13 protein-coding genes are annotated in these 23,136 nt (G+C 63.8%); 7 read left to right on the top strand and 6 right to left on the bottom strand.

Annotated elements, in window-relative coordinates:
• Positions 1 to 2: 2 nt before the first annotated feature.
• Positions 3 to 407 (bottom strand): hypothetical protein, encoded by a 405-nt coding sequence (locus K1T34_RS40205; protein WP_220239931.1) that lies wholly within the window; start codon positions 405 to 407, stop codon positions 3 to 5.
• Between the two features lie 670 nt (positions 408 to 1,077).
• Between K1T34_RS40205 and K1T34_RS40200 the strand changes: the two genes are divergently transcribed.
• From K1T34_RS40200 to K1T34_RS54825, 4 genes are all read left to right on the top strand, one after another.
• Positions 1,078 to 1,368: a transposase gene (locus tag K1T34_RS40200; RefSeq protein WP_220239930.1), complete on the top strand. Its 291-nt coding sequence runs from the start codon at positions 1,078 to 1,080 to the stop codon at positions 1,366 to 1,368.
• 61 nt (positions 1,369 to 1,429) lie between these two features.
• The gene (locus K1T34_RS40195; RefSeq protein WP_220239929.1) at positions 1,430 to 2,251 is read left to right on the top strand and encodes an IS3 family transposase; all 822 of its coding nucleotides are present in this window, start codon (positions 1,430 to 1,432) and stop codon (positions 2,249 to 2,251) included.
• Complete coding sequence (locus K1T34_RS54830) at positions 2,248 to 2,895, top strand: recombinase zinc beta ribbon domain-containing protein (protein ID WP_220247640.1); 648 nt, start codon at positions 2,248 to 2,250, stop codon at positions 2,893 to 2,895. Before K1T34_RS40195 ends, K1T34_RS54830 begins: the two co-directional genes overlap by 4 nt.
• 516 nt (positions 2,896 to 3,411) lie before the next feature.
• Positions 3,412 to 3,810 (top strand): transposase, encoded by a 399-nt coding sequence (locus tag K1T34_RS54825; RefSeq protein ID WP_220239928.1) that lies wholly within the window; start codon positions 3,412 to 3,414, stop codon positions 3,808 to 3,810.
• Between the two features lie 122 nt (positions 3,811 to 3,932).
• Here K1T34_RS54825 and K1T34_RS40180 read toward each other — a convergent pair whose 3' ends face one another.
• Positions 3,933 to 4,679, bottom strand: coding sequence for a barstar family protein (locus K1T34_RS40180; protein WP_220239927.1), 747 nt, complete (start codon positions 4,677 to 4,679; stop codon positions 3,933 to 3,935).
• A gap of 49 nt (positions 4,680 to 4,728) precedes the next feature.
• Positions 4,729 to 5,679 (bottom strand): polymorphic toxin-type HINT domain-containing protein, encoded by a 951-nt coding sequence (locus tag K1T34_RS40175; protein WP_220239926.1) that lies wholly within the window; start codon positions 5,677 to 5,679, stop codon positions 4,729 to 4,731.
• A 352-nt stretch (positions 5,680 to 6,031) separates the two neighbouring features.
• Here K1T34_RS40175 and K1T34_RS40170 point away from each other — a divergent pair, with 352 nt between their 5' ends.
• The 3 genes from K1T34_RS40170 (at position 6,032) to K1T34_RS40160 (ending at position 9,071) form a co-directional block, all read left to right on the top strand.
• Positions 6,032 to 7,348, top strand: coding sequence for a recombinase family protein (locus tag K1T34_RS40170; protein ID WP_255637908.1), 1,317 nt, complete (start codon positions 6,032 to 6,034; stop codon positions 7,346 to 7,348).
• A 236-nt stretch (positions 7,349 to 7,584) separates the two neighbouring features.
• Positions 7,585 to 8,364 carry a transposase family protein gene (locus K1T34_RS40165; RefSeq protein WP_220239925.1) on the top strand — a complete coding sequence of 260 codons (780 nt, stop codon included), beginning with the start codon at positions 7,585 to 7,587 and terminating at the stop codon, positions 8,362 to 8,364.
• Positions 8,365 to 8,501: 137 nt separating this feature from the next.
• Positions 8,502 to 9,071, top strand: a complete 570-nt coding sequence (locus tag K1T34_RS40160) for a transposase (RefSeq protein ID WP_220239924.1) — start codon at positions 8,502 to 8,504, stop codon at positions 9,069 to 9,071.
• Between the two features lie 236 nt (positions 9,072 to 9,307).
• Here the strand turns inward: K1T34_RS40160 and K1T34_RS40155 are convergent, their stop codons facing one another.
• From K1T34_RS40155 to K1T34_RS40145, 3 genes are all read right to left on the bottom strand, one after another.
• Positions 9,308 to 9,895, bottom strand: a complete 588-nt coding sequence (locus K1T34_RS40155; protein WP_220239923.1) for a hypothetical protein — start codon at positions 9,893 to 9,895, stop codon at positions 9,308 to 9,310.
• Entirely contained in the window at positions 9,892 to 16,200 is a 6,309-nt protein-coding gene (locus K1T34_RS40150; protein WP_220239922.1) for an RHS repeat-associated core domain-containing protein, read from the bottom strand. The genes K1T34_RS40155 and K1T34_RS40150 overlap by 4 nt, the downstream gene beginning before the upstream one ends.
• A gap of 108 nt (positions 16,201 to 16,308) precedes the next feature.
• Complete coding sequence (locus K1T34_RS40145) at positions 16,309 to 23,073, bottom strand: LamG domain-containing protein (RefSeq protein WP_220239921.1); 6,765 nt, start codon at positions 23,071 to 23,073, stop codon at positions 16,309 to 16,311.
• Between the last annotated feature and the right edge of the window lie 63 nt (positions 23,074 to 23,136).

The following is a 23,136-nucleotide window of genomic DNA, read 5'->3' as shown; positions in this document are numbered from 1 at the left end:
GGTCAGTCCTCGACGGGCTCAACCAGGGATGCGACCTCCCGGATAACCGCCTGAGGATCGAGGGCGCGCCGCACGTCCACACTCACCTCACGGCCGTCTTGCGCCTTCACGGTGACCGTGACGTCGGTCCGTCGCTGCGTCAGCCATGTCGAGAGAGACTGAGCGAGCACAACTCCCGCGCCGCCGGTACCCAGCGTCACCGCGAGCAGGTCCAGGACTCCGCCCATCTGATCGGGCCCAACCGGACGGTTCCGCAGTTCCAGGCAGCCCCGCAGGTCGTCCTCGCGAAGCAGCCATTCACGCAGGGCGCGCAGCTGTGAGTCCTCGCCGTGCCCCCTGACGACCAGGTGCAACTCGGACGGATCCGACGCATGAGCGTCACCAGGCTTCTGATTGATCACCGGCATTCCGACATCATGCCATCGCCGCCTTTCGCTCCGGAGCCGGTTCCCAGAACAAACAGCACTACTTTAGTAGTGTTGCGGCTATACCACGCTACCATCCGGTATACAATAGGCAAATCCGGTGCGACAGCCGGTGTAACGTCTTTGGAGCGTCCACGCAGTGCTTGCACACCGCGGTCAGCCATCCGAGAAGGTCGACCGGCCAGCCATGGGACAGCACGCCCGGTGCGGTGCGCAGGATCGACTATGTCGCGCCACAAGAACCACACAGGTTGCGCGCACCCGTGTCGACGCGGTGTCGAGGACTGCAAAAATCGAAAGATGAATAGCTCAGAGAATCGCCCTGCGGCCGGTTTCCCGATCCGGGACCGTCAGTTCCGCGCTCATCTCGACAATCGCCTTTTTCGTTTCCGGGCGCCGCAGCGTCGGTAGGACCGAGGCCACTCGCGCCGGCTCACCGCGACGGGTTGCGATCACGCCTGAACGTGCGACACGAGCCGCGCAAGACGCCGGCCCGGCCGAAACGGCACTGCTCATAGCCCGCAAGTACCGGCTCAACTCCTGAGGAACTCGAACCTCTGTCAAGTACCGGGTTTGGTGGCGACTGAGCTTGTCCCCCGCAGCTCGGACACCTGCCCTGAGGTGACCCTGGGTCACCAGGAAGGATGTCCCGGTGCCTGCACCACACCCGCCTGAGTTTCGTCGTCGCGCCGTCGAGTTAGCCCGTCAGGGCTCCAAACCGGTCGCTGAGCTGGCCAAAGAGCTGGGCATCAGCGAGTCGTGCCTGCGGAACCGGATGACCCAGGATGCGACCGATGAGAACGGCTCGACGACCCGTTTGACGAGCGCGGAGAAGAAGGAACTTGCCGAGCTGCGGAAGAAAACCCGCCAGCTCGAGATGGAAAACGAGATCCTCAAGCTGGCGGCCGCGTACTTCGCGCGGGAGAACGTTCTCCCACAGTAATCTACCCGCTGGTCCGCGAGCTCGCCGCTGACGGTTTCGACGTCGCGGTGGCCTGCCGGGTGTGTCGCGGTCGGGCTATTACGACTGGCACGACCGGCCGCCCTCGTCCAGGGAGAAGGACAATAAACTGCTACTCAAACACATCGAGGCCATTCACGTCGAATCCCGCGGAACCTGCGGGTGGCCACGCGTGCACGCGGAACTCGCCCTCGGAATGGGCGTGAACGTCAACCACAAGCGAGTGGCCCGGCTCATGCGCGAAGCCGGCATCCAAGGCCTCTACCGACGCCGACGCCGCGGCTGCACGACCCGCAACCCCGCCGAGGAGCCCGCCGAAGACTTGGTCAACCGCAAATTCACCGCCGAGGGCCCGAACCGGCTGTGGCTCACCGACATCACCGAACATCCCACCAAAGAAGGGAAACTGTACTGTGCCGCCGTCATGGACGCCTATTCCCGGCGCATCATCGGCTGGTCCATCAACAACCATATGCGCACCGAGCTGGTGATCGACGCACTCGGCATGGCCACCCTCCGCCGCCAACCCGAATCCGGCAGCACCATCCTGCATTCCGACCACGGATCGCAATTCACGGCCTGGGCATTCGGACAACGACCCCGAACAGCCGGAATCCTACCCTCCATGGGCACCGTAGGCGATTGCTACGACAATTCCATGATGGAATCCTTCTGGGGCACACTTCAACTCGAAGTACTCGACACAAGAACCTGGGAAACCCGTGACGAGCTTGCCACCGCGATCTTCGAATGGATAGAATGCTGGTACAACCCGGCACGGCGACACTCCTGCATTGGGATGCTCAGCCCGGCCGAGTTTGAAGCCCGCAACCCCGAGCGACCGTCACCACACCACGATCGCTGACGCCACACCCCGCGTGTCCGGCGAACGGGGACAAGCTCACTGTCACCAGCATCGCCCGGCGCCTCAATGAACGAGGCATCCCCTGCCCCTCCAGCGCCGACCCCGAACGCAACCGCCACCGAGGCCGCAGCACGTGGACACTACGCACCGTCGCCGTCATCCTCGCCAGCCGCGCCACCGGAAAAAGCAACCCGACCTCGACACCGGCGCTATCCGCCAAGCGCGCCCATGCAGCGCTCGTCACCGAGCACGACTTCGGCGCTGCCCAGCAGACCCGAGCGGCACGACCATCCAACGACGGCCGGACCCACCAGTTCGCCCTCGCCGGCCTCATCCACTGCGGCATCTGCCACCGACGGCTGGACTCCCACTGGAACCACGGACGCCCCACCTACCGCTGCCGCCACGGCCACCGCAGCACCCAAGGCCCAACCCAGACTCGGCCGAAGACCTTGTACATCCGAGAAGACCATCTCATCGACCAGATCAGCATCCGACTCGGAGACCAAACCACCACCGGCCACAACGAACCCGCGCCAAACCGAACACAACCCAGCCGCATCGCGACAGCGCTACGCACATCAGGAACGTTCGTTATCTGCGACCACGCCGGTTGTCGACTCGAAACGATCAACTCGACCTGAGCCGCACATCAGGCACAACCACCGAGATCGTGATTCGCGATCCGTGGGGTAATACTGTGTCCGAGGACGATCTTGCACGCTAACCACAACGCTGCGGCTAAGGTTGACCAGACACGGTTGAGCCTGGTCGAGGCCGTCACTGTCGAGGTGACGCCGGGCTCGAATGCCCTGGACGGTCGTCGACCTCGGATGCCGGTCCCCGTTCGCCAGCTCGCCGACCGCATTCCCCGGCCCTCGGACCGCCAGCATGAGCTCGCGGCCGTCGTGCGCGGCGTAGACCAACCTTGAGCCAACCGGACAGGCACGGGTTGATCCAGCCGCCCAGGGTTCCTTGGTGCAACAGCCGGTCTCGTGTGGTGGCGAGTCCGGACTCCTTGCTGGAAGAGCATCGCCCAGGCCTGCGTAGTGACGAGCGCACGGAAACCACGTAGACGCCGGGGTCTTTCGAGTCGGGCACGCTCATACCTAGGGCCTGTCCTCAAAGTGGGTGCGGGTGACCTGATTTGATCTCGGGTTGTGGTGCCCAGGCATGAGCTGACTGATGAGCATTGGCAGGCGATCGAGCCGTTGCTTCCGACTTCTGGTGCGAAGGGGCGTCCGCGGGGCGATGACTGTCAGGTGATCAACGGGATGTTGTTCGAGGCCAAGACCAGTGTCGCGTGGCGTGACCTGCCGGAACGCTATGGGCCATGGAAGGCGGTCTACAACCGGTTCTGGCGCTGGTCGCGTTCAGGGACTTTGGCGAGGCTGGTGGCTCGTGTACAGGTGGTTGCGAGGCGATCGACGAACTCGACCGGGAAGTCTCCGTCGACTCCGGCGTCGTGCCGGCGCACCCGCCATGCCGCGGGCGCCCGCCGCCCGGGCACGCCTTACACAGGGGCAGCCGCCCCGCTGCGGGAACAACGAGCCAGATGATCATACCATCGGCAGGCCAGCAGTTTCTCCGTAGCCGCAGGTCAATCGAACATATGTGAACACGTCGACAAAGACATTCGGTTAGCTGACTCCATAAAGACACAAAAGAGAAATGACTACAACTAGAGGCAGGTTACCTCTACGCCAAATTCATGCATAACTCCCATCACTGCATCAATGAATTCAATCCCCAAAGCTTCCCTAGATGCAGCGAAATCGTCCCACCGTATCCCGATCAACGATTTATGAGCAGGGCTGGAACGAATACAATCAACAAGGGCGTCCAAGTTCGATCCAAAATACCCTCCAGGACCATTGACCGCCTCACCTAGGGCACAATAGAAGCCGGTTTTCGTTGAAATCTGAGCTCCATCGAGATGGACAATATCATCATCTCCGTAACGACCAGCTCGATGACCTGTCGTGAACCACGAGTTCTGCACCACGTGCAGCCACGACTCCTGCTGATCAAGCGACAAGTCAAGCCATTCCCCTTTTCGCACCGGGACCCCCGAAGCCCAGCGTCGCCAGATTTCACCAGTCCCAGGAACTTCGCACCGATTTCCGAAGAACCGAAATTCAAACCTGGATTTGTTTCCGCTCCAATAGTTCACCTCCCCACTGCCGAACACCACTCGACCGATAAAATACTCACCGATCGTTTCTTGCCGACTATTTATAATGTAAAGAATCGCGTCGTCGGTCCTTTTTGGCGCATGAGCACTCACCCGCACATTCAGAAAGGCGACTTCGCCATGGTGCTTGTCCGGCGAAACAAAGAATCCCTCCACTTCTTCGGCTACAGCGAGCAACTTTTCATCACCCTCGTCGACCAGCCTGTACAACGGAGATATTTTGTCGATAGCCACAGGAGTTCCTAGCCATTTCTTTAACCTAGCCACCATTGGCCGTAACTGATCATTTCCATCCAGAATCGGGGAAGTGTGGAGCACTAAAGCGCTTAATAACCTTGTAATGCCTTAGCGTCCAGCCGTACACCTTTATGCCGTTAGGAAACTCCTTTTCCAATATTCTTTCATTGTCAGGCCTACCAGGAACCCGATACTCCTTGGCTCCCGCCCACCAACGGTTCTCGAGCCCCCTGTAGGTATCATGTGATGCGATCTTACCCGCCTTCACATCATCGTACGCCGAAACGATCTTGTTGTTCATCCCGTTGGGCAAGGGATCCGACAACCTCCCGTTGGGGCAGCTGGCGTTGTGGACGAGTACCGGTCGATCGCCCGCCACGACGTAGTACGTGTGATCAGTGTCGACTGTCAAGTTACGTACGCGCGCCGGCGCGTCCCAATGACGGGTGTTGGTGACCTCGGCAACTGAGCCATTGTCATTGCGGAGCCGGTCACCGGCAATGAGGTCCGCTGCTTGAACCCACTGTCGACGGTCAGGCTCCCAAAACGGATGACCATCGGTCGCGACAATCGGCGACTGGCCGGCCACCGTGATTTCCACCAGGTGCTTCCAGCCTTGGCCCGCGATCGTCGCGACGACCTCGCGCGACATACTGCGCCCGGTCTCCACGTCCGTGGCCAGTACTCGATCACCCAATCGCACGTCCTCGATGGGACGGCGCAGGCCGTCGGCCATCAGCACCAGCGTTCCCCGCGCGAAGCTGTTGCACCCGGTCACACTGGACAGCCGCTGCTCCGCAGCCTCGACCGCGCGCAGATCAGCCATCGCCTTGTCACGGCGCCGGATCCACGACAGCGTGTCCTTGAACGCCGTGACGATCTTCTCGACGATCTTCCCGCCCTTGAGGATCTTGCCCCACGGCAGCGCGGTCAGCACCTCCCAGCCGCACGCGGCGAGGTTGAAGTTCTTGATGCAGTTATCGACGATGCCCTTCACACCGATGATCTCCTGCAGGATGTCACCGCCGACCTGGATGGCGATGTCGACCCAGCTGCGCTTGTCCGCAGCGGCCTTCTTGGCCTCCTCGTACTCGGCTGCCTTGCACCGCAGTGTCGCCGAGGTCCTCGACCTGGATCACGTTGCCGTGGTCGTCGAAGGCGTTGGCCACCTTGGTCCGCCGCCACGAGCCGTCACCCAGCAGCTGACTCGGACAGCAGAACCGTACGACAGCTAACGGGCGGGCCGAGGCCAAGCAGGTCACCACGGCGCAGGACTCGCCGTGGGGCATCGGCGGGGGCGGGGACACGTCGGCTCACGACCAGGCGCTCAAGGACGCCGGCTTGAGCCAATGCTCGCGTTCTACGGACGGATGTCCACGGTCGAGTTCCAGGACCGAACGACGTCATTGGGGTGGCAGCGAGAGGCCACCGAGGAGACGATCCGAGAGCACGGCGTGATCGTGGCGGAGTACTTCGACGAAGGATGTTCACGTCGGCTGCCATGGCGTCAACGGCCGGCCACGCCACAGCTGATAGCAGCAACGGAGCAACCGAACCGATCGTTCGATGCCGTCGTCATCGGAGAGTACGAACGAGCGTTCTACGGAGATCAGTTCAACGCCGTGCTGACCGCACTGCGGGCGCGAGGAATCCAGCTGTGGCTCCCGAAAGCGGGCGGTCCGGTGAACCTCGACGACCCCGTCCACCAGGCACTGATGCTGCTCCTCGAGTCCCAGTCGCGTCGCGAGGTATTACGAGCTCGGCACCGGGTTCTGGCCGCGATGCACGTCCAGTCCCGCGTTCAAGGCAGGTTCCTCGGCGGCCGACCACCCTACGGCTACCGTCTCGCCAATGCCGGCCCACACCCGAACCGAGCCCACGCGAGCTGGGGTCGCCGCATGCACCGTCTGGAACCAGATTCGGCCACCGCACGATGGGTGCGATGGATCTTCGAACAACGAGCCACCGGGCGCAGCGTGGCCGGGATCGCGCGGGAGTTGAACGACCTCGGCGTCCCGTGCCCATCAAGCGCCGACCGGGAACGCAACCGACACCGGACGAAGCACGAGTGGATCGTCCGGACAGTGGTGGGAATACTCGGGAACCCTCGATATACCGGGCGCCAGGTGTGGAACCGGCACGGCACCAGCACTACGGCTCCTGTCCGCCGCCGTCCGCAAGTCCGGCCGGCGGCGGCGCGAGGCTGGACAGAATCGGAGAAGAACACACATCCGGCTCTCGTGGACGAGGCGACGTTCCTGGCGATCCAGGGCATGCGCGCAGGCCGACCCACCAAGTACGGCGGCACCAGGACGTACGTGCTTGCGGGACTCGTGCAATGCCAGCTGTGCGGCCGCCGGCTGGACTCGCACTGGGTCAATGGCCGCCCCGGCTACCGCTGCCGCCACGGCCACACCAGCGCCCGCAACCGCCCACCAGAACTCGCCAAAAACGTCTACGTCCGCGAAGACCACCTACTCAACGACCTTCGCAACCGATTCCCCGAGACGGCCGATGACGATGGCTCCGCGACCGCGGACTACCTGAGAACGCACGATCTGACGATCACGTGTGGCGGCCACACGCGAGAAGTCAAGGCCTGTAGTTCCCTGTGCGTACGTTCAACAGCAGGCGAGACCGTCGGAGGACAACTGCTGCTACTCTGACCCGTCCGCGACGCGCGGCTCTATGGGGTAATTGAGTGTCCGAATCTTGCACGTTGACCACAACACTCAGGATCATTTGAGTGAACACGTAAGTGCGTGTTAGCTACGAACGCGGCCCACCCACGGACTCGGCAGTCCCGGGCATTCGTGCGGAATCCCGTCGACGCACAGCACAACTAAGGGATGTCTCGTAACCCGGTGTGGGTCGGTTGCCGGTGATCGTTGATCATGGTGTGGTGCAGGTGATCTCGGCGTCGCGGTCGGAGTGGATTGCCCCGTTCACGGGGTTGGAACCGGGTCAGTTCCGCACGTTGGTGCGGGTCGTGGCGAAACGTGGCGGTGACGAGATCGCCGATGGCCGTCCTGGTCGTCAGTGGCGTCTTGACCTGGCTGATCGTGTGCTGCTGGTGGCGACGTACTGGCGGACGAACCTGACGATGCGCCAGATCGGGCCGCTGTTCGGAGTGTCGCATTCCGCGGCGCATCGAGTGATCGACACGATCGGCCCGCTGCTGGCGCTGGCCCCGGTCCGCAAGCGGCGGATCGACGCGATCGCGATCGTGGACGGCACCTTGGTGCCGACGCGGGATCACCGGTTGGCAGCGCCGTCGAAGAACTACCGGTATTCGGCGAATGTGCAGGTCGCGATCGATGCCGACACCCGGTTGGTGATCGCGACCGGCGACGCGCATCCGGGCAACCGCAACGACTGCACTGTCTACCGCGACTCCGGCATCGAGCAGGAGTTGGCAGGTCGGCCGGTGATGGCCGACGGGGGCTACCAAGGAAATCCCGAGGTGATCATGCCCTACCGCAAGCCTCGTGACGGCAGTGATCTGCCGAACTGGAAGGAAGACCTCAACGCCGGCCATCGCAAAATCCGTGCCCGTGTCGAACACGCCCTGGCGCGGATGAAGTGCTGGAAGATCCTGCGCGACTACCGCCGCGCAGCCAGCACCTTGAACGACACAGTGTCCGGCATCGCGCACCTGCACAACATCCTCCTCGCAGACTGATCCGCAACACCAGCACCATCAACCACAAGACCAGTTACGAGACATCCCTTAGGGCGTGCCTAACACGCTTCTCGGTCGACGGCTGGGATGCGGCTTGTCGTGTCGCGGTTTCAGCTGTTTTCGGATGCTCAGTGGCGATGATCGAGGACCTGGTCCCGGTCCTCACCGGTAACGCGGACGCCCGTTCTCCGAGGCGCCGGGCGATGGTCAAGGGAGTCATCTGCCGCTATCAGCGCGGGATCGCCTGGCGGGACGTGCCTGCGGTGTTTGGTCCGTTACAAACGGTCTTAGCCTGGCATCGCCGGATGGCCGGCGACGGCACCTGGAACACGGTGCTGCAACGCTCACGCAGTCGACCGTTCCCGTGGCGGGTGGAGTACCACGGGTGCGCCAGCTCCTCAAAGGGCACGGCCGACCGCTGGTGGCGTTGGTCGGACCCCGGTCAGGGCGGCGACAGGCCGATGTTCCCGCACCTGATGCGGCACCTGTGGATCCGTCGGCCTGGACCCGGTCGGGCCCGCACGAGATCTGACCGCGTCCGCGGCGACAAGGCCTACTCCTCGCGCGCGATCCGCGAGCATCTACGCGCCCGCGGTGTCACCGCCGTGATCCCCGAACCTGCTGATCAGCTCGGCATCGTCCACCGATCAGCAGTCGTCCTCCACGCCTTCATCACCTGGACCAAAGCTCTGTCGGACCCGGCCTAGCCCCGAGCCGAATGTGGCGGCCTGTATTGCCGAGGGCGACCAGACCAGGACCACCGTCCACCCCAGCTGCGGAAAGCTCAGCAACGCATCTCGGGCCGCCGACGTGACACCTAACTGAGTTGATATTAAGGCCGTCGATGCCAACGTACATCAATTCGCACATTTACCCGAAAGAACGAATATGTCCATCCTTACACGCCAACCCTCGACAATTTCACAGGCAAGCACGGTCAAGATCATTCATTTGGGTGCACGGCTACGGGCTGTGGATAGCCGACCACAACCGTTTCACCGTCACAGCACGAGACGGCCACTGCAGCCACCCCACCAACCGAATTTTGGATCATATCCTCTTTTAGCTTCGACAGACTAGGAACCTTGTCAATAAACAATAAAGTGGGAAACTGCCAGTAACTCATGCCGCGAAGTATTGATTCAAGGGCAACTTTTGATTTGGATGAAATCACACTAAAAACTGAAACATCCAAGTCGATACTGACAATTCCTTCGAATACGTTAACTTTCAAAGAATCGATACTTATAACATCAGGATCAGTAGATCGACTCAACCTATCTTCAGCGATAACCACTGAAGACGTGAATTTTGACATTAATAAGTCAGTAACTTCTGGCCAGTCTGCAGCACTCCCACGACCACTTATCATGTCAAGTGCTGCATCGCCATCCCAATCCCAATTCCAAGGCGCCAAAAGTACCCAGCTTTGCATCGCCTTGACAACACTTCTAACCGCTGCAGGCGATCCCTCCACCGTGCTGTAAAGCCATTCCATGAAGCGACTTCCGCTAAGGGGAATTTCAGTCATTCTTTCCATGCGGAAGTCCCATCTCGATAGATCCGCGCCTGGGGGCCATTCTTTTTGGGAATATAATCCCAATGGGCACCAATGTCGCCTCCGTGGCCCATATCCGGGTGCAAAGTCTCAGTCGTTTCAGGATTATACCATGCGCCGAACTCTGACCCCACTGGGTGCTTGGGGTCCCCTCGCCACACCCACTGGGGCCCCGGCGGAACCGTCGGATCATCGAAGACTGGCGTCCCAGTCTGCGGCCATGGGGCCGGTCGCTGTGCACCGGCCGGGCAGCTGTTGTTGTGAACAAGTACCGGATGCCTACTCGTTGCAACACCGTGCGTGGGATCAGCTTCTACCGTCAGGCTGCGCATCCAGATAGGCGTGTCCCGATACCGGAGGCCGGCGATCTCGGCAGCTGAGCCGTTATCATTGCCAACCTGCTCACCGGTAACAAAGAAGTCATGGCTTGCGCGAACGGTTAGGTCCCACATGTCGGCCGCGCCCGGGATCACGACAGTACCGGCAACAGTCGCGACGGCTCCGTCATCCGTGCGGAGTTGGTCACCATTAGCCAGTTGGCCAGCCTCTGTCCAGGTTTGACGAGTAACATCCCAAAATAAGTGATGCTGGGTCGCATGGATTATTGAGCGCCGTTCCCCAAAATCAACCTTGACATTTAGGAGGTCGGTGTCCCGATTTACCCAAACCTTCGTGACCAGCTGTGCGCTAGTTTTGCCGGTCGCAGGGTCGGCGGCTTCAACTTCGTCCCCCACCTTCACCTTGTCGATGGGCTTTGTAGACCCGTCGGACATGACCACGCTGGTATCTGGGGTGAAGGACTCCCCACCGCACGTCGCACGAGTCTCGTCACCTGCTCCAGCAGCCTCCGCTTCACCTGTAGTACTCTCACTCCTGGCCAGAGGCGACTCGCCAGCAGCGCGACTCGCGCCTCCAACTGCGCCAGCTCCGAGCAACAGCAGATCGATCATCGTGTCATGGACAAAGTTTCCCCAGTATTCCTCGCTCGAGCATTCATCAGCGTGATCAACACAGTATGTCGCGGCGATTTCTTTGGCGCCGTCAACGTCGCCTGGATTTGATTCCAAATGAATCCATGCCATGCGGCACCCGCGGAGGCCGAAGCAAACATGCTCATCACCAATTCCGGTGGCCGTATCCCAAAATCCTCGATCTCCCCCAATCGATTGAGCATAGGAGGACCATAGACTTTCCAGCTTGTTTGAGTCTCGCGTCCTTGGTGACCAACGCCGATTCCAGTCGGCCGTCCTCTGAGCCGTTTGGCGTTTGGTGTCGTCCTGCCAAGACTTCAAAGGTGCAGAACCATATCCGGCGTTTCGGCATTCAAGCTCACTGCCCTTACAACCGACTGGAATGACCATCGGCTCAAGCCCCGAAGGATCACTGAACGCGACAGGGCTGTTGTTCGCGTACGAGTATCCGTTGATCTGCTGTGGGTTGGAGGGATCGAACACGGGGTCGAGCGAGACGAAGCGCCCCGTCGAAGAGTCGTACGTACGGGCGCCGAGCTGGGTAAGCCCCGTCGAACTGTCCTCGATGCCGCCGACAAAGCCGCGGTCGCCGGGGAGGTCAGTAGCCGGGCCACGCGGAGCGCCGAACGGGGTTTGGCGGCGTTGGGTGACGCTCAGGTCGGTCGAGTTGATGGCCACCTGGCTGGTGCCCTGGTGGTCACCAGCCAGCCAGGTCAACGTGCCCCCGGTGCGCACGGCAACGGTCGCACCACCACCATGACTGTAGTAGCGGGTCGTAGCGGCCTGGCCGACGTTGTCGACGTGGATCTCTTGCCCGCCCAGGTAAAGAGTGGTGCCAGTGGGATCGTGCCGGAGCAGGCGGCTGCCGTTGGCGTCGTAGGTGTAGCTGGTTTTGGCCGTGCCCTCCGTCACCGAGTCAAGCTGGCCTTCGACCGTCCAGTCGAGGTTCTGCGTTGCCGACGTGCCCGGGCGGGTCTTGGTGTTGCCGACCTGGTCATAGGTGTACGAAGCCTCCGGCTTGCCGGGAGTGGTGATCGAGTTCAGCAGGTGTGGCTTTGCTGTACCCGGGTCGGCGTAGTTGTAGTTGCGGGTGACATCACCGGCGCCCGTGTGCTGGGTGTCGGTGAGCCGGTTGCCGGACTTGTCGTAGGTGAAGGACTGCCAGTACGGAGCCGGGCCCGCCAGAGAAGCCGCATTCGGGTCGTTGTCACAAGCTCCGGCAGTTGGAGTCCAAGCTTCGGTGAGCCGCTGGAGGTAGTCGTAGCGGAAGCACTGAGTGTCGGCGGGCTGGTCCAGTGGCGTGTTGGAGATCGACGTGATGTTGCCGGCGGGGTTGTAGACATAGTGGGTATCTGTCTGCATCGAGTGCGGGACCTCGGCGTCGACGACGGTGCGGTCCAGGCGCCGGGTGTGGTCGTCGTAGTAGTACGTCATCCAGGCTCGGTGGCCGTCTTCGCCGAGTTGGAGGCGCTGGATCTCGCCGTAGGGGCTGTAGTCGGACGAAGTGACGTAGTCCGAGTCCCCCGTGGTCGTGGTGGGGTCGCCGAGGTCGTCGTAGACGTAGAGCATGCTCTCGGCGGTCAGGTCGGCGGTGGCGGGGAAGCTGGATCCGCCGAGGCTGCCGTCGGGGTTGTAGGACAGGAACGTCTGGTAGGCGCCGGCGAGCTTCGGTCCCTCGGTGGCTGGAATGGTCACCGTCTGGATCGCCGGCTGGTAGAGCGGTGAGTACGCGTTGACCTTCTCGGTGTAGGCGTTGCCGTTGACCCAGCGGGTAGAGCTGGCTACCTGGCCGACGCCCTTGAACGCGGTGTCGTATGCCCATTCGGTGAGCTTGGTGCCAGTAGTGCTGCCTTGGTATTCGCCGGTCTTCCGGCCCAGGTCGTCGTAGCTGTAGGCGAGGGTGACGTTGCGTGCGTCGGTCGTGCTGGTCTGCTGGCCGAGCTGGTTGTACGTGTACGTCGTCGCGCCGCGGTCAGGGTCGTCAGCTTGCTTCAGCTGGCCGTGAATGTCGTAGGTGTAGCTCCAGTGATTGCCGCTGGAATCCGTGACCGAGGCCAACTGGTCGCCAGGCGTGTACGCGTACGTGGTCTCGTCGTAGTCGCCGGTGGGTTGCGGACCGTGGTACTGGCGCAGAGCGCTGGTGTGGCCTCGAGCGTCGGTGATGGTGGTCGTGGCCACACCACCGGCCGGCGGCGTGACGTTGGTCCGGTCACCGCCGTAGGTGGTCGTGGTGCGCCACTTCTCGGTGCCACCAGCCTCGTAGATCGAGGCGGTCGGGCGACCCGCGCCGTCGAACTCGCTCAGTGTCAGGCCAGGGATGTCGGTGTCGCTGGCGACCCAGAGCTTGGTGTCGACGTTCTGGTCGTTGAAGAACGGCTGAGTAATCTTGTACGCGCGGTTCTGCGAGTCGTAACGGGTATCCACAAGAAGCCGACCGCCGCCGGGCGCCGGTGTCTGGACCTGGCGCGGGCGGTAGAAGCTGTCGTAGATCGTGGTCGACGTGGTGAACCGGCCGTTGGCGTTCACCTGGGTCGTCGAGACTGAACTCGGTGCGTCGTTGCGGATGTCGTAGGCGTAGCGGATGTTCCCCTGTGGGTTATCCGAGCGGGGCCGGTTCGGCTGCCACACCTCGGTGTTTCGGCCGAGCGCGTCGTAGGTGATCTCCGTGACGCGCGCATTGGCGTCCGTGGTGGTCTTGGCGGCGCCCCACGCGGGTTCGAAGGCCGTGGTGGTCTTCTGCTTGAGGGTGTTCGCGGTCTCCAGTTGGGTCACGGGGCCGCCAGTGACGGGCGTGTAGGTGCTCGTTGCCTGGTGGCCCGCCGCGTCGATCACCTTTGTGGTGCGACCGTAGACATCGCGCTCAGTCTTCGCCGCCGTGCGATAGACCGGCTCGCCGGCGTCATACCCGTCGAGGTCCTGGGCCGTCGTGACGTCGCCGGTCGTGGGCGCGACGCCGTTGGCCTGGTTGTCGTACGAAGACAGGGTGTCGGAAATGACGTCGCGCGGGTACACGGGCGGCGTTCCGCAGCTGACGGCGGTGTTCTCCACGCGCGACGGATACGACAGCAGCCACAGCGAGGTGTTCTGCGCGTAGGTCGTTGTGGTGCACCGATCGTCAGTGGCGTCGTTGATGTCTCCGAGATCGCTTACCTGTGTGGGCAGACCGTTCGCGTCGTACGTCGTTGTCGTCTTCGTGGTGCGCCAGCCACCGGCGGCCAGAGCCGTGAACGATCGAGAAGTCGCCGGGTGAACGATGTAGGCGTTGTACGCAGCCCGTGTCGCTGTAGGGCCTTGCCAGCTGGGCTCGGTGATGGACTTGCCGACGACGGCGCCGCTCGCACCGTTCTTCGTGATGCTTTCGAGGGTGAAGCCCTGCAGCCAGTCTTCGTCGACGTGGCTGCCGTTCTCGTCGTCGGTCACGGAGATCGCGCGCTTGCCGTTGTTGGGGAGAGTGTCCCCGTTCATGCCCCGGAAGTAGCGGGTTTCGGTGTAGGTCTGCGGACCGTCCGGGTCGTCGGGTCGTCCGGTGCGGACGATCACCTTCCCGAAGCCGCGGAACTCGTCCCACGTCTTCTTGTCGTCTGGGGTGAACTCCGAAGTGCTGTAGTGCCAGGCCGCGCCCTCGGGGTACTCGTAGTTGGTGAGCTGCTCGGTGCTCGAGCTGATCCGGTCGGACTGCACGATCGAGGAGACGACGTACTTCTGGAAGTAGTCGGTGCGCTCGGCGAAGCTCTTGGGTGCCCATGTGACGGGGAAGCAGCGTTTCGTGTTTGTCTCGGGGTTCGCCGGCAGGGAAGTCGCGGTGCAGTCCGGGTCGGCGTAGTTGACCGTGGTCACGCCACCGGACTCGGAGACGATCGCGGACAGCCGGTACCGGTTCAGTGGCCCGATGCCATCGGCTTTGTCAACGCGGTTTGCGAGCTTTTTGCCTTCGAAGGTGACCGGTGGCAGAGAGATCGGCGTACCGACGAGGCCGGTTCGGGTGATGCTCTTCAGCCACAGCGCCGCCTTCTCGCCGTCTCCCGGGTCGGGGAAACTCTGGTCGAGCGACCAGCTGGTCACGTCGGCGTAGCCCGTGCCCGATCGCACCTGCGAAGTGATCTTGGCGAGGCGTTTGGTCGACCAGAACGTCGGACTCGGGTGATCCTTGCAGCTGGCAGCGTCACATCGATCCGCCAGCGGCACGTCCGGCCAGTTCTCGGGCTTGTCGAAGGTGCACTGGCTGCCCGGGACGCAACGGTCGGCGGTCGCGAACACCACCTTGCCGACGGCAGGGGCGGCGACGTGCGTGTTCAGCCCGTACTGGATCTCCCGCAGCGTGCCACCGCGGACGTAGGACACAGGGGTGTCCTTGCCGTCCTGACCGTACTTGTTGGTCTCGACGTCGTAGGTGTAGACGATCTCGTTGCCGTGCGGGTCGATCACCTTGTCGAGGTTCCAGCGATAGCCCTGGACGCACGAGGAGTCCTCGAAAACGTTGTTCGCCGCGTGGCACGGTTCGCCCGCGTCGTCGCCGTAGACAGGAACGGTCCACGTCGAGTTCGCCGAGGCGGTCGAGCCGAAGAAGTACTGGGTTCCATCGACCGTGGTGATCTTCCAGGACTCACCGTCTTGAGCACCGTTGCCCGCGCCCGTCAGATGCTCGATGCGCGCGCCGCTGTCACTGCGTTGGCGCCAGACATTCTTCGTGGTGTCGTGGATCAGCATGCCGCCGGATCCGTTGTACGCGGCCGTTGCGTTGTCCGACTTCCAGCACAGGTCACCGACCTTCGGTGGGGTGGTGCCGCCCTCTTTGTCGTCCTGGCACGAGCCGTAAGTACGTTCCACGAACCCGGGCGCGAGGTCCCAACCGTCACCGACCCACGAAGCCTGGTTGTTCGTCGCGCTGGTGTGACCGTCGACAGAAGACGACGAATAGGACAGCGCCAGGCTCGGAGTCAGATCTCCGGGCACCGGAGGCACGTCGAGCGGGTACGACCAGCTGAAGTCACCGGTCTGCTCGGTCACGTCCCACGTCGCGGACGGGCTGAGCGAGGTGGCCTTGGTGTCACCCTCCCCGTCGGGCGTTGTTGCACCGGCCCCAGGGTTCTGGTCGCCGGTCAGTGGATGATCAGACGCGTCATCGTGACCGCTTGGCGGTGCAAAGATCTGCTGGGTCACCGGAGTGGACTTGACATCGGGCAACGACACGCTCGGGCCTCCGGCTGCACTGGCGACGCTGTTGGTACTGACAGCCGTCAACACCAGGGAGCAGACGAGCGCCGTGATGAGACCGCGACGAGGGCGGCGTGTCGGCGACGTGCGCATGGTTCCTCCAGGCTGGGCAGGACAAAGTCCTGGGAACGCGAAGCGGGGGGCCGATGGGCGGTGGGGCGAGGCCCGCGCCACCGCCCATCGGCGTGTGAGTCAGATAGCTCAACCAGGCGAACCGGTGGTCCCCGTCGCCGTCGACGTGGACTTCTCCGGAAGGATCAATGCGGAGCTCGTGCGGGCACTGGCGCCGACCGGGAACGCAGGGGTGGTCTCCGGGACCTTGTCCAGCGCGTTGCCGAGCAACTTGTCGAGGTTCCAGCCCTCGCAGTTGGAGAGTGAGCTGATCATCGACTCCCCCGCCGGACTGACGCAGCGATAGACCGGGTCCGACCCCACGCCTTCCGGTGCCTGACTCCACAGCCGACCGAGGCCACCGATCACTGTTTTGCCCTCGCAGCTCGGGTCCGTGGACACGAACTGGTCGGTGTCGGTCACACAGCTGATGATCGCCTGGGTGCCGACCGAGGAGCTCAGTGACACGAAGCCTTGCGGGCCTTCGACTGTGTACCCAGGTCGTACACCCTGCGAGGTGCTGAAGTGGTCGACCGTCGTGCTGCTGTTATAGCGAACCAGTGGTGCGTAGGCGAGCGTGTAACCGAGAATCCCCTCGCCCGTGGCACCTTCGCACGTGGCATCCAGCGACTCGAAGTGGTCAGGGCCCGTGTTGCAGCGGTAGACGGCGACCGTCTCGACGTTGGTCGGCTGGATCGTGTACACCGATCCGATCGGCCCACCCACCGTCTGCCCTTCGCACGCCGGATCGGGCGATGTGAAGGCATCGATCCCCATATAACACGCGAACAACGTGCGCGTGTTCGGCTGGCTGCTGTCGACGAGCATGCCCAGGCTCTGGTCGAAGTGATAACCATCCGGTGCCGACCCCGCGGTGGGAGCGGTCGCTCGGCGGCCGGCACCATCGACGTACCGCCCCAGCTGCCCTGCGGCAGGAGCCGGCCACCCAGCACGCCGTTGGATCGCAGCTTCCGATAGCGCGTCATAGTGCGTGGAGACTTCGTCGATCATGCCGGGGAAGAAGTCGGCGGGTGCACCGTTGACCAATCCGCGGCCGATGGCGAGCCCGTTGCCGGCCGGCCACGGCGCGACGTTGTTCTGAACACCGCCGAGCTGCCCATCCACGTACAGGCGGAACTGGCCCGCTCCGGTGTCGTACACGCCCGTGAGTGCGGTCCACCTGTTCACTTCAGGGACCTGGAACGAGGCTGTGTAGTTCAGCGGCGCCGCGTCCTTGTCCTGCGTGGCCGCACCGAACACCCAGCGGTTGAGCTCAGGCCGGTACTGCAGCACGAACCCGCTCATCCGTGAACCATCCTGGCTCACCACCGTCGCGACCCGATCGGTGCGAGTCAGCTTCGCCCAGGCGGACACTGTGAAGCTCCGGGTCATCGGCACGCCGCCTTCAGCTGTGGTCGCTGCACCGGTCGTGCCGTTGAGCTGCAAGGCGTTGCCCATGACTCCGCCGGCAACGATCGACGCGCCCGCGGACAACGTGGCGTCGTTGTGGCGCCAGGAGTAGTCGCGCCCGGTGCCGTTGTCGAAGTGCCACTGTCCTGCGTCGGCCTCGGAGACGTCGGCGACGACGCGGCGGATCTCGCCGTCGCTGAGTGCCTTGCCGAAGACCCGGACGTCATCGATGCCCTGTGCGAAGAACCCGCTGTTCTGCCCGTTCCACTTGCCGCGGCCGATGGCGAACGGACCGGTCGACGCAGCGATGGTGACACCGACCTGAACGGTCGTCAGAGCTCCGTTGACATAGAGCTTCACCTCGTGGGCGGCGGCGTCGTACACAACGCCGAGGTGAGTCCACTCGTTGGGTGTGACGTTCACGTTCGACACGACTGTCGTGGTCGCCGGGTTGTCCTGGTCGGCCTGTGGAACGACGACAGACCACTTCCCGGTGTCGCCGCTGTACCGCAGCTGGAATGCACTCACGCGGCTGCCGTCCTGGCTGAGCACGACGTGATCGGCAGTGTCGGTCTTGGTGAGGACCACCCAGCCGGTCGCTGAGAAGCTCTTGGTCGTGTCCAGAACCGGACCGCTCGACTCCGAGTAGCCCGACGTCCCGTCGAGCCACTCGGCCGCCCCGACACGCCCGCCGAACCAGGACGCGCCGCCGTTCATGGTGACGTTGTGGCCACGTCCGCTCGAGTCGGACACCGCGGTGCCGGTGTTCTCGTCGAACTTCCAGTACGCCGTGTCGGCCGTCGGAAGATCCGGCGGCGTCTCGTCCAACGCGGGGTAAGCGGAGTACAGCGAGAGGATCCGGTCCTTGTCCAGCGCGCCCGAATAGAGCCGTACGTCGTCCACGCGGCCGGGCCAGAACTGCGCCGGCGCACCGGCGACCTTCCCCCGCCCGAGCGCCGCGCCACCACTGGCCTGCCACGCCGTGTCGAGCGTGCCGTCGCCGACGCGCTTGCCGTTGACGTAGAGCCAGGTCTTGCCGGTCTGCTTGTCGTAGACACCGGTCAGGAACGCCCAGGTGTTGATCTCGGCCGGCAGCGTGGACACCGCGGCCTTGGCGACCACGGGACTGTCCACATCGGATCCGGACATCTCGAAGACCCACTTGCCGCAGGCGTTCGGGTCGTCGGACATGCCGTCGAAGCAGAACGCCGACATGTCATCCGCGACGTGCCCTAGCCGGAACTTGCTCGTGTGGACTCCGTCGAGGCTCACCGCGGTGAACTTCGACGTCGTGTCGCTCTTGCGATCGAGGTACACCCACGCCGACACGGTGAAGCTGTCGTCGCTGCGCAGCTCGACACCGCTGGTGGAGACCGCGCCCGTCTGGCCGTCGAAGGAGACGGCGTTGCCGACGCGTCCCGGCACGAGGTGCGCACCGCTGTTCAACGAGCCCGGCCGTGCGCCGGTGGAGTCAGCGACGTTGGTACCGCTGGACTCGTCGAGCTGCCAGTCGTGGACGAGGTTCAGCTCCCGTCCGGCCATGGTGCGGATCTCGTCGCTGAACAACGCACGAGGGTAAACCTTCACGTCGTCGACGGCGCCCGTCAGCTGGCTCGTCCACGCACCCGCGTCCTTCCCTCGCCCGATGTCGAACTCGCCGGTGGCGTTCCACACTGCGTTGGTGGTCGCCGATCCCGCGAGACTTCCGTTGACGTAGAGCTGCATCTCCTTCGTCGCCGCGTTATAGCTCGCCGCAAGGTGGGTCCACACCCCGGACTGCACCGGCTGGTCGGACTGCACCAGCACGGCGGGCGGCCCGTCCTGGTCGGCCGCGCTGATGGCGAAGGCCCAGCGGTCGGTCGCACTGCCCGCGTAGCCGAGGATGAACAACGAGGCCCGGGAACCGCTCTGGCTGGCCACGGTCCCCGTTCCGGCGGTCTTGGTACCCAGCTTGACCCAGCTGGTGACCGAGAAGCTCTTCGTCGTGTCCACTGCCGGCGGCGCGGTCACAGCACCGTCTGCGCCGGTGAAGTTCGCCGCGAGGTCCTTGGGGTCCGGGTTGATGTTCTGGCCCGGCGCCCAGTCGACCTTGCCGCTGACCGCGCCATTGAGCCCACGGCTCGAACTGTCCTTGGCATCGCCGTCCAGCGCCCACGCGGCCGCCGGAACGTTGTTCTGGGCCACGATGCCCTCGATCTCCGACGCGCCGAGGGGACGGCTGTAGGCACGCACCTCGTCGATCGCTCCGGCCCAGAAGCCGGTCGGCCCACCGTACTGCCCACGCCCGATGACGAACGGCCCGTTCGCCATCCACGGCGTGGCCGGCGCCGCCGCGGTTCCGGCCTGCACACCGTTCACGTACAGAGTCAGCGTCTTGGCGACGCTGCTGTATACACCGGACAGATGCGTCCACACTCCCGGTTGGACAGTGTTCGCGGCCGATCGTGCCTCGGCCGCCGTTCCGCCGGTGGCGTCACCGGCGTTCATTCCGAAGCCCCAGCTGCCTCCGATCTGCTTCAGGTACAGGCCGCTGGCGTTCACCCCGTCCTGCGAAACCGCCGCCATGTCGCCGGTCGTGTTCGGCTTCACCCACGCGTTGACGGTGAAGCTCTGATCCGTACGCACCGCTGGGCCGGTCGTCGACGCGTACCCCTGGGTACCGTCGAGCGTGAGGGCGCCGTTGACAGCGCCCTGCTGCGTGAACGCGGCGCCGGTGTGCAAAGCAGCCATCTCACCGCCGGCCGCGCTGTTGCGGGCCGTGGTGCCGTCGGACTCGTCGAAGTTCCAGTACCCCGCGGCCACGTTGTCGAGGGTGACGATCGACTTGACTTCGGAGTCGGTCAGCACGCGGTCGTAGGTGCGGACCTCGTCGACGGAGCCGGACAGGTAGTCGGCACCGGTACCGGAAGGTGTGCTGCGGCCCAGGGCGAACTCCCCGTTAGCCGGCCACGGTGAGGTCCAGTCTGCTGTCCCGGTGAGGTCGCCGTTGACATAGAGCCGAACCTTCTTCGCGGCCGCGTCGTAGACACCCGTCAGGTGTGTCCACGTGCCGGTTTGCGCCCTCTCCGACGAGAGCACGGTCGTCGGCGTGACTGACGCCGAGTCCGATGGCCGCAACTCGAGTGCCCACTTGTCGGTTCCGGTGCCCGCGTAGCCGAGCCGGACCATGGTCGTCGCCGAACCGTTCTGGCTCAGCATCGTCGACCAGCCCTGTGTCTTCGCCGCAAGGTTCACCCAGCCCGCGAACGTGAACCCGGCGGCAGTGTTCGCCGAAACGGGAGCCGTCGCGTAGTCGTCCGAGCCGTTGAGCTTGAGGGCGGACCCGATCGATCCCTGGACGTAGGTCGGTGCGCCGTGCAAGGTGGCGTCGCGGAAGCCGAGGGTCGCCGAGTCTTTGGTGGAGCCGTCGAACGACCACTGGGCGAGCGGCCCGTTTCCGGCTCGCACGTAGAAGTGGTACGCCTTCATCGGGCTGCGATGGCCCGCTCGGTCAACACTCTGCACGAACAGATCACGCGGCCCGTCGCCAGGCGGAGTCAACGTGACCGATGCCTTGCCGCCCAGCGCATCCGCGTCGATCTTGGTCGATGGCGCGTCGTTCCAGCCGTACAGGTAGTGATCGATGTCCGGCACGCCGTTCGCGGTGAACGTGAACGTATCCGACACTCCGACTCCGCCATGCCAGGTGTTGTCTTCCCTGTACACCGGCGCCGACACGACAGGTAGTTTGTCGACCCCGACCTCGTCGACCTTGAACCCTGGGCCCGAGGCTGAATTTCCTCGATCTGCGGTGTCGAACGCAGTGAGTGACCACGTGATCGACTGGTCGTTTCGGGTCGAGAGGTCGACCGTCGTGCTGGAGAAGGCTCCGGAGGCCTGGTAAATGTCCGGTTCGCGGTGGTCGACGCTTAGACCGCCGTAGATGTCCCAGATCGCCGTGAGCTGGTCGTTGCCGTCCGGATCGGACAGTCGGCCCATCAGGCGAATGGAACTGTCACCGACGTAAGGCGTGCCGCCGCACCACTTGCACGGGGTCGGCAACGGCGGATCCGTCTTCAGCTCGTATGGCGGGTTCGGGAGGGTGTTGTACTTGACCCTGAGGAACGTTGTCGGCACGTCGTATTTTCGCCAGGCGTCGGAATCTGACTCGTTCGCGGCTTGGAGGAAGTAGTTGGTCGTCGTGCCCGCACGAATGTCCGCAGGTGTCAGCTGGAAGCCGACGCCCTTGAGACCGTCGCAGCCGGTGGGTACCGCGGCGTCGAGACCGACTTGGTGCCCCGCGGGCATGTTGCTCCAGTTGGTGTCGAACGACAGACCCCAACCTGCCAAGAAGAGCTTGTGGTTGCTCGTAATGTTGCACTTGGGCCCGTAAACCACAGTGGTGTCGAAGCGGACATCGTTAATGATCTTGCCCGAGAGGAAGGTTGTGTCGAACTGGAAGTACGTCCTCGCGACATCGATGCCGTTGCACTCGGCATCGAAGTTACACAGGCCAACCTTGGCCCACGCATCGCCGTCGTTCGTACCGTTGACATAGGACTGATTGGGGTATCCGCTGAAGACCTTCGCCCACATTGACTGGTTCCACGCGCGCATGTCCGGGTCGATCACGACCGGGAACCGTGTTCCCGGGTCGGTGAGCATCGCGACCGCCGGGTGCAGCATGAGCGTCGAATCCTGCACCGTCACCCCAACCGGCGCGCTCGCCACCTCAGGGCCGCGCGCGTCCCACATCGTCGATGCGGGAGCCGCGAAAACCAGGTTGCCGGCCGCGTCGACCGCCTTGATCCGACCCGACTGGTCACTGGTCACGGTGAGGCCATCGGCCGAAAGCTTAAACGGGATGGACTTGAGGGCCGGGTTCTCGGCGGCGGCGGCGCTCTTGATCACGAGCCGCTCGTTGTACCCGTCCGCAGTGGCCTGCATCACCAAGTCAACGCCCGGGAACACCTCGGGGTACGTCGCGGTCGACCCGTCGAGTTTCGGCTTGGGCAGCTTCGCCGGCCACGACAGCGACAACTTCTTACCGTCTCTGCCGAAGGTCACCAACGGTGCGTGACCGCCGTCGGAGAACGACAGATCATCCACGGTGGCACCAGGCCGCACCGCTCCATCCGCGGAGTTGGCCAAGGTCGTGTTCACCGGCACCCAGCCGCCGCCGCGCCGCACACGAACCGGTGTCGAAGCCAACTCGGCGTTCAACTGCCCATCGGGCTGGGCGAAAACCCGCTTGGTCTCGGTCGTCTGGTCGGATACCTCGACCGGCGTCCCCTGCAGCCTCGCCGCGGCGAACGCCGCCCCTGCGTCTGGCGCGGATGCCACCGGAGTGACCCCTGGTCGCGACGGCGTACTCGAGGTCACCACCACGAGCACACCCGCCAGCACGAGCACAACCAACCCGAACACGCGCAGCTTGAACCCACGCGAAAGTCTTCGATACTCCACGAAAGACGGCCCCCTCGGCCTGGCCAGCGCGCGTCCCCCGACCCGCGCGACCCAAAAGTAAAA

It is taken from the genome of Amycolatopsis sp. DSM 110486 (genome assembly GCF_019468465.1).
Classification (GTDB): domain Bacteria; phylum Actinomycetota; class Actinomycetes; order Mycobacteriales; family Pseudonocardiaceae; genus Amycolatopsis.
Note: the sequence above shows the minus strand (reverse complement) of the source record. Positions and strands in the feature narration are given on the sequence as shown.

Excerpts from the sequence above, each read along its gene's own strand:
- K1T34_RS40205 (WP_220239931.1), bottom strand. The coding sequence starts at position 407 with ATGCCGGTGATCAATCAGAAGCCTGGTGACGCTCATGCGTCGGATCCG.
- K1T34_RS40160 (WP_220239924.1), top strand. The coding sequence starts at position 8,502 with ATGATCGAGGACCTGGTCCCGGTCCTCACCGGTAACGCGGACGCCCGT.
- K1T34_RS40170 (WP_255637908.1), top strand. The coding sequence starts at position 6,032 with ATGCTCGCGTTCTACGGACGGATGTCCACGGTCGAGTTCCAGGACCGA.
- K1T34_RS40155 (WP_220239923.1), bottom strand. The coding sequence starts at position 9,895 with ATGACTGAAATTCCCCTTAGCGGAAGTCGCTTCATGGAATGGCTTTAC.
- K1T34_RS40150 (WP_220239922.1), bottom strand. The coding sequence starts at position 16,200 with ATGCGCACGTCGCCGACACGCCGCCCTCGTCGCGGTCTCATCACGGCG.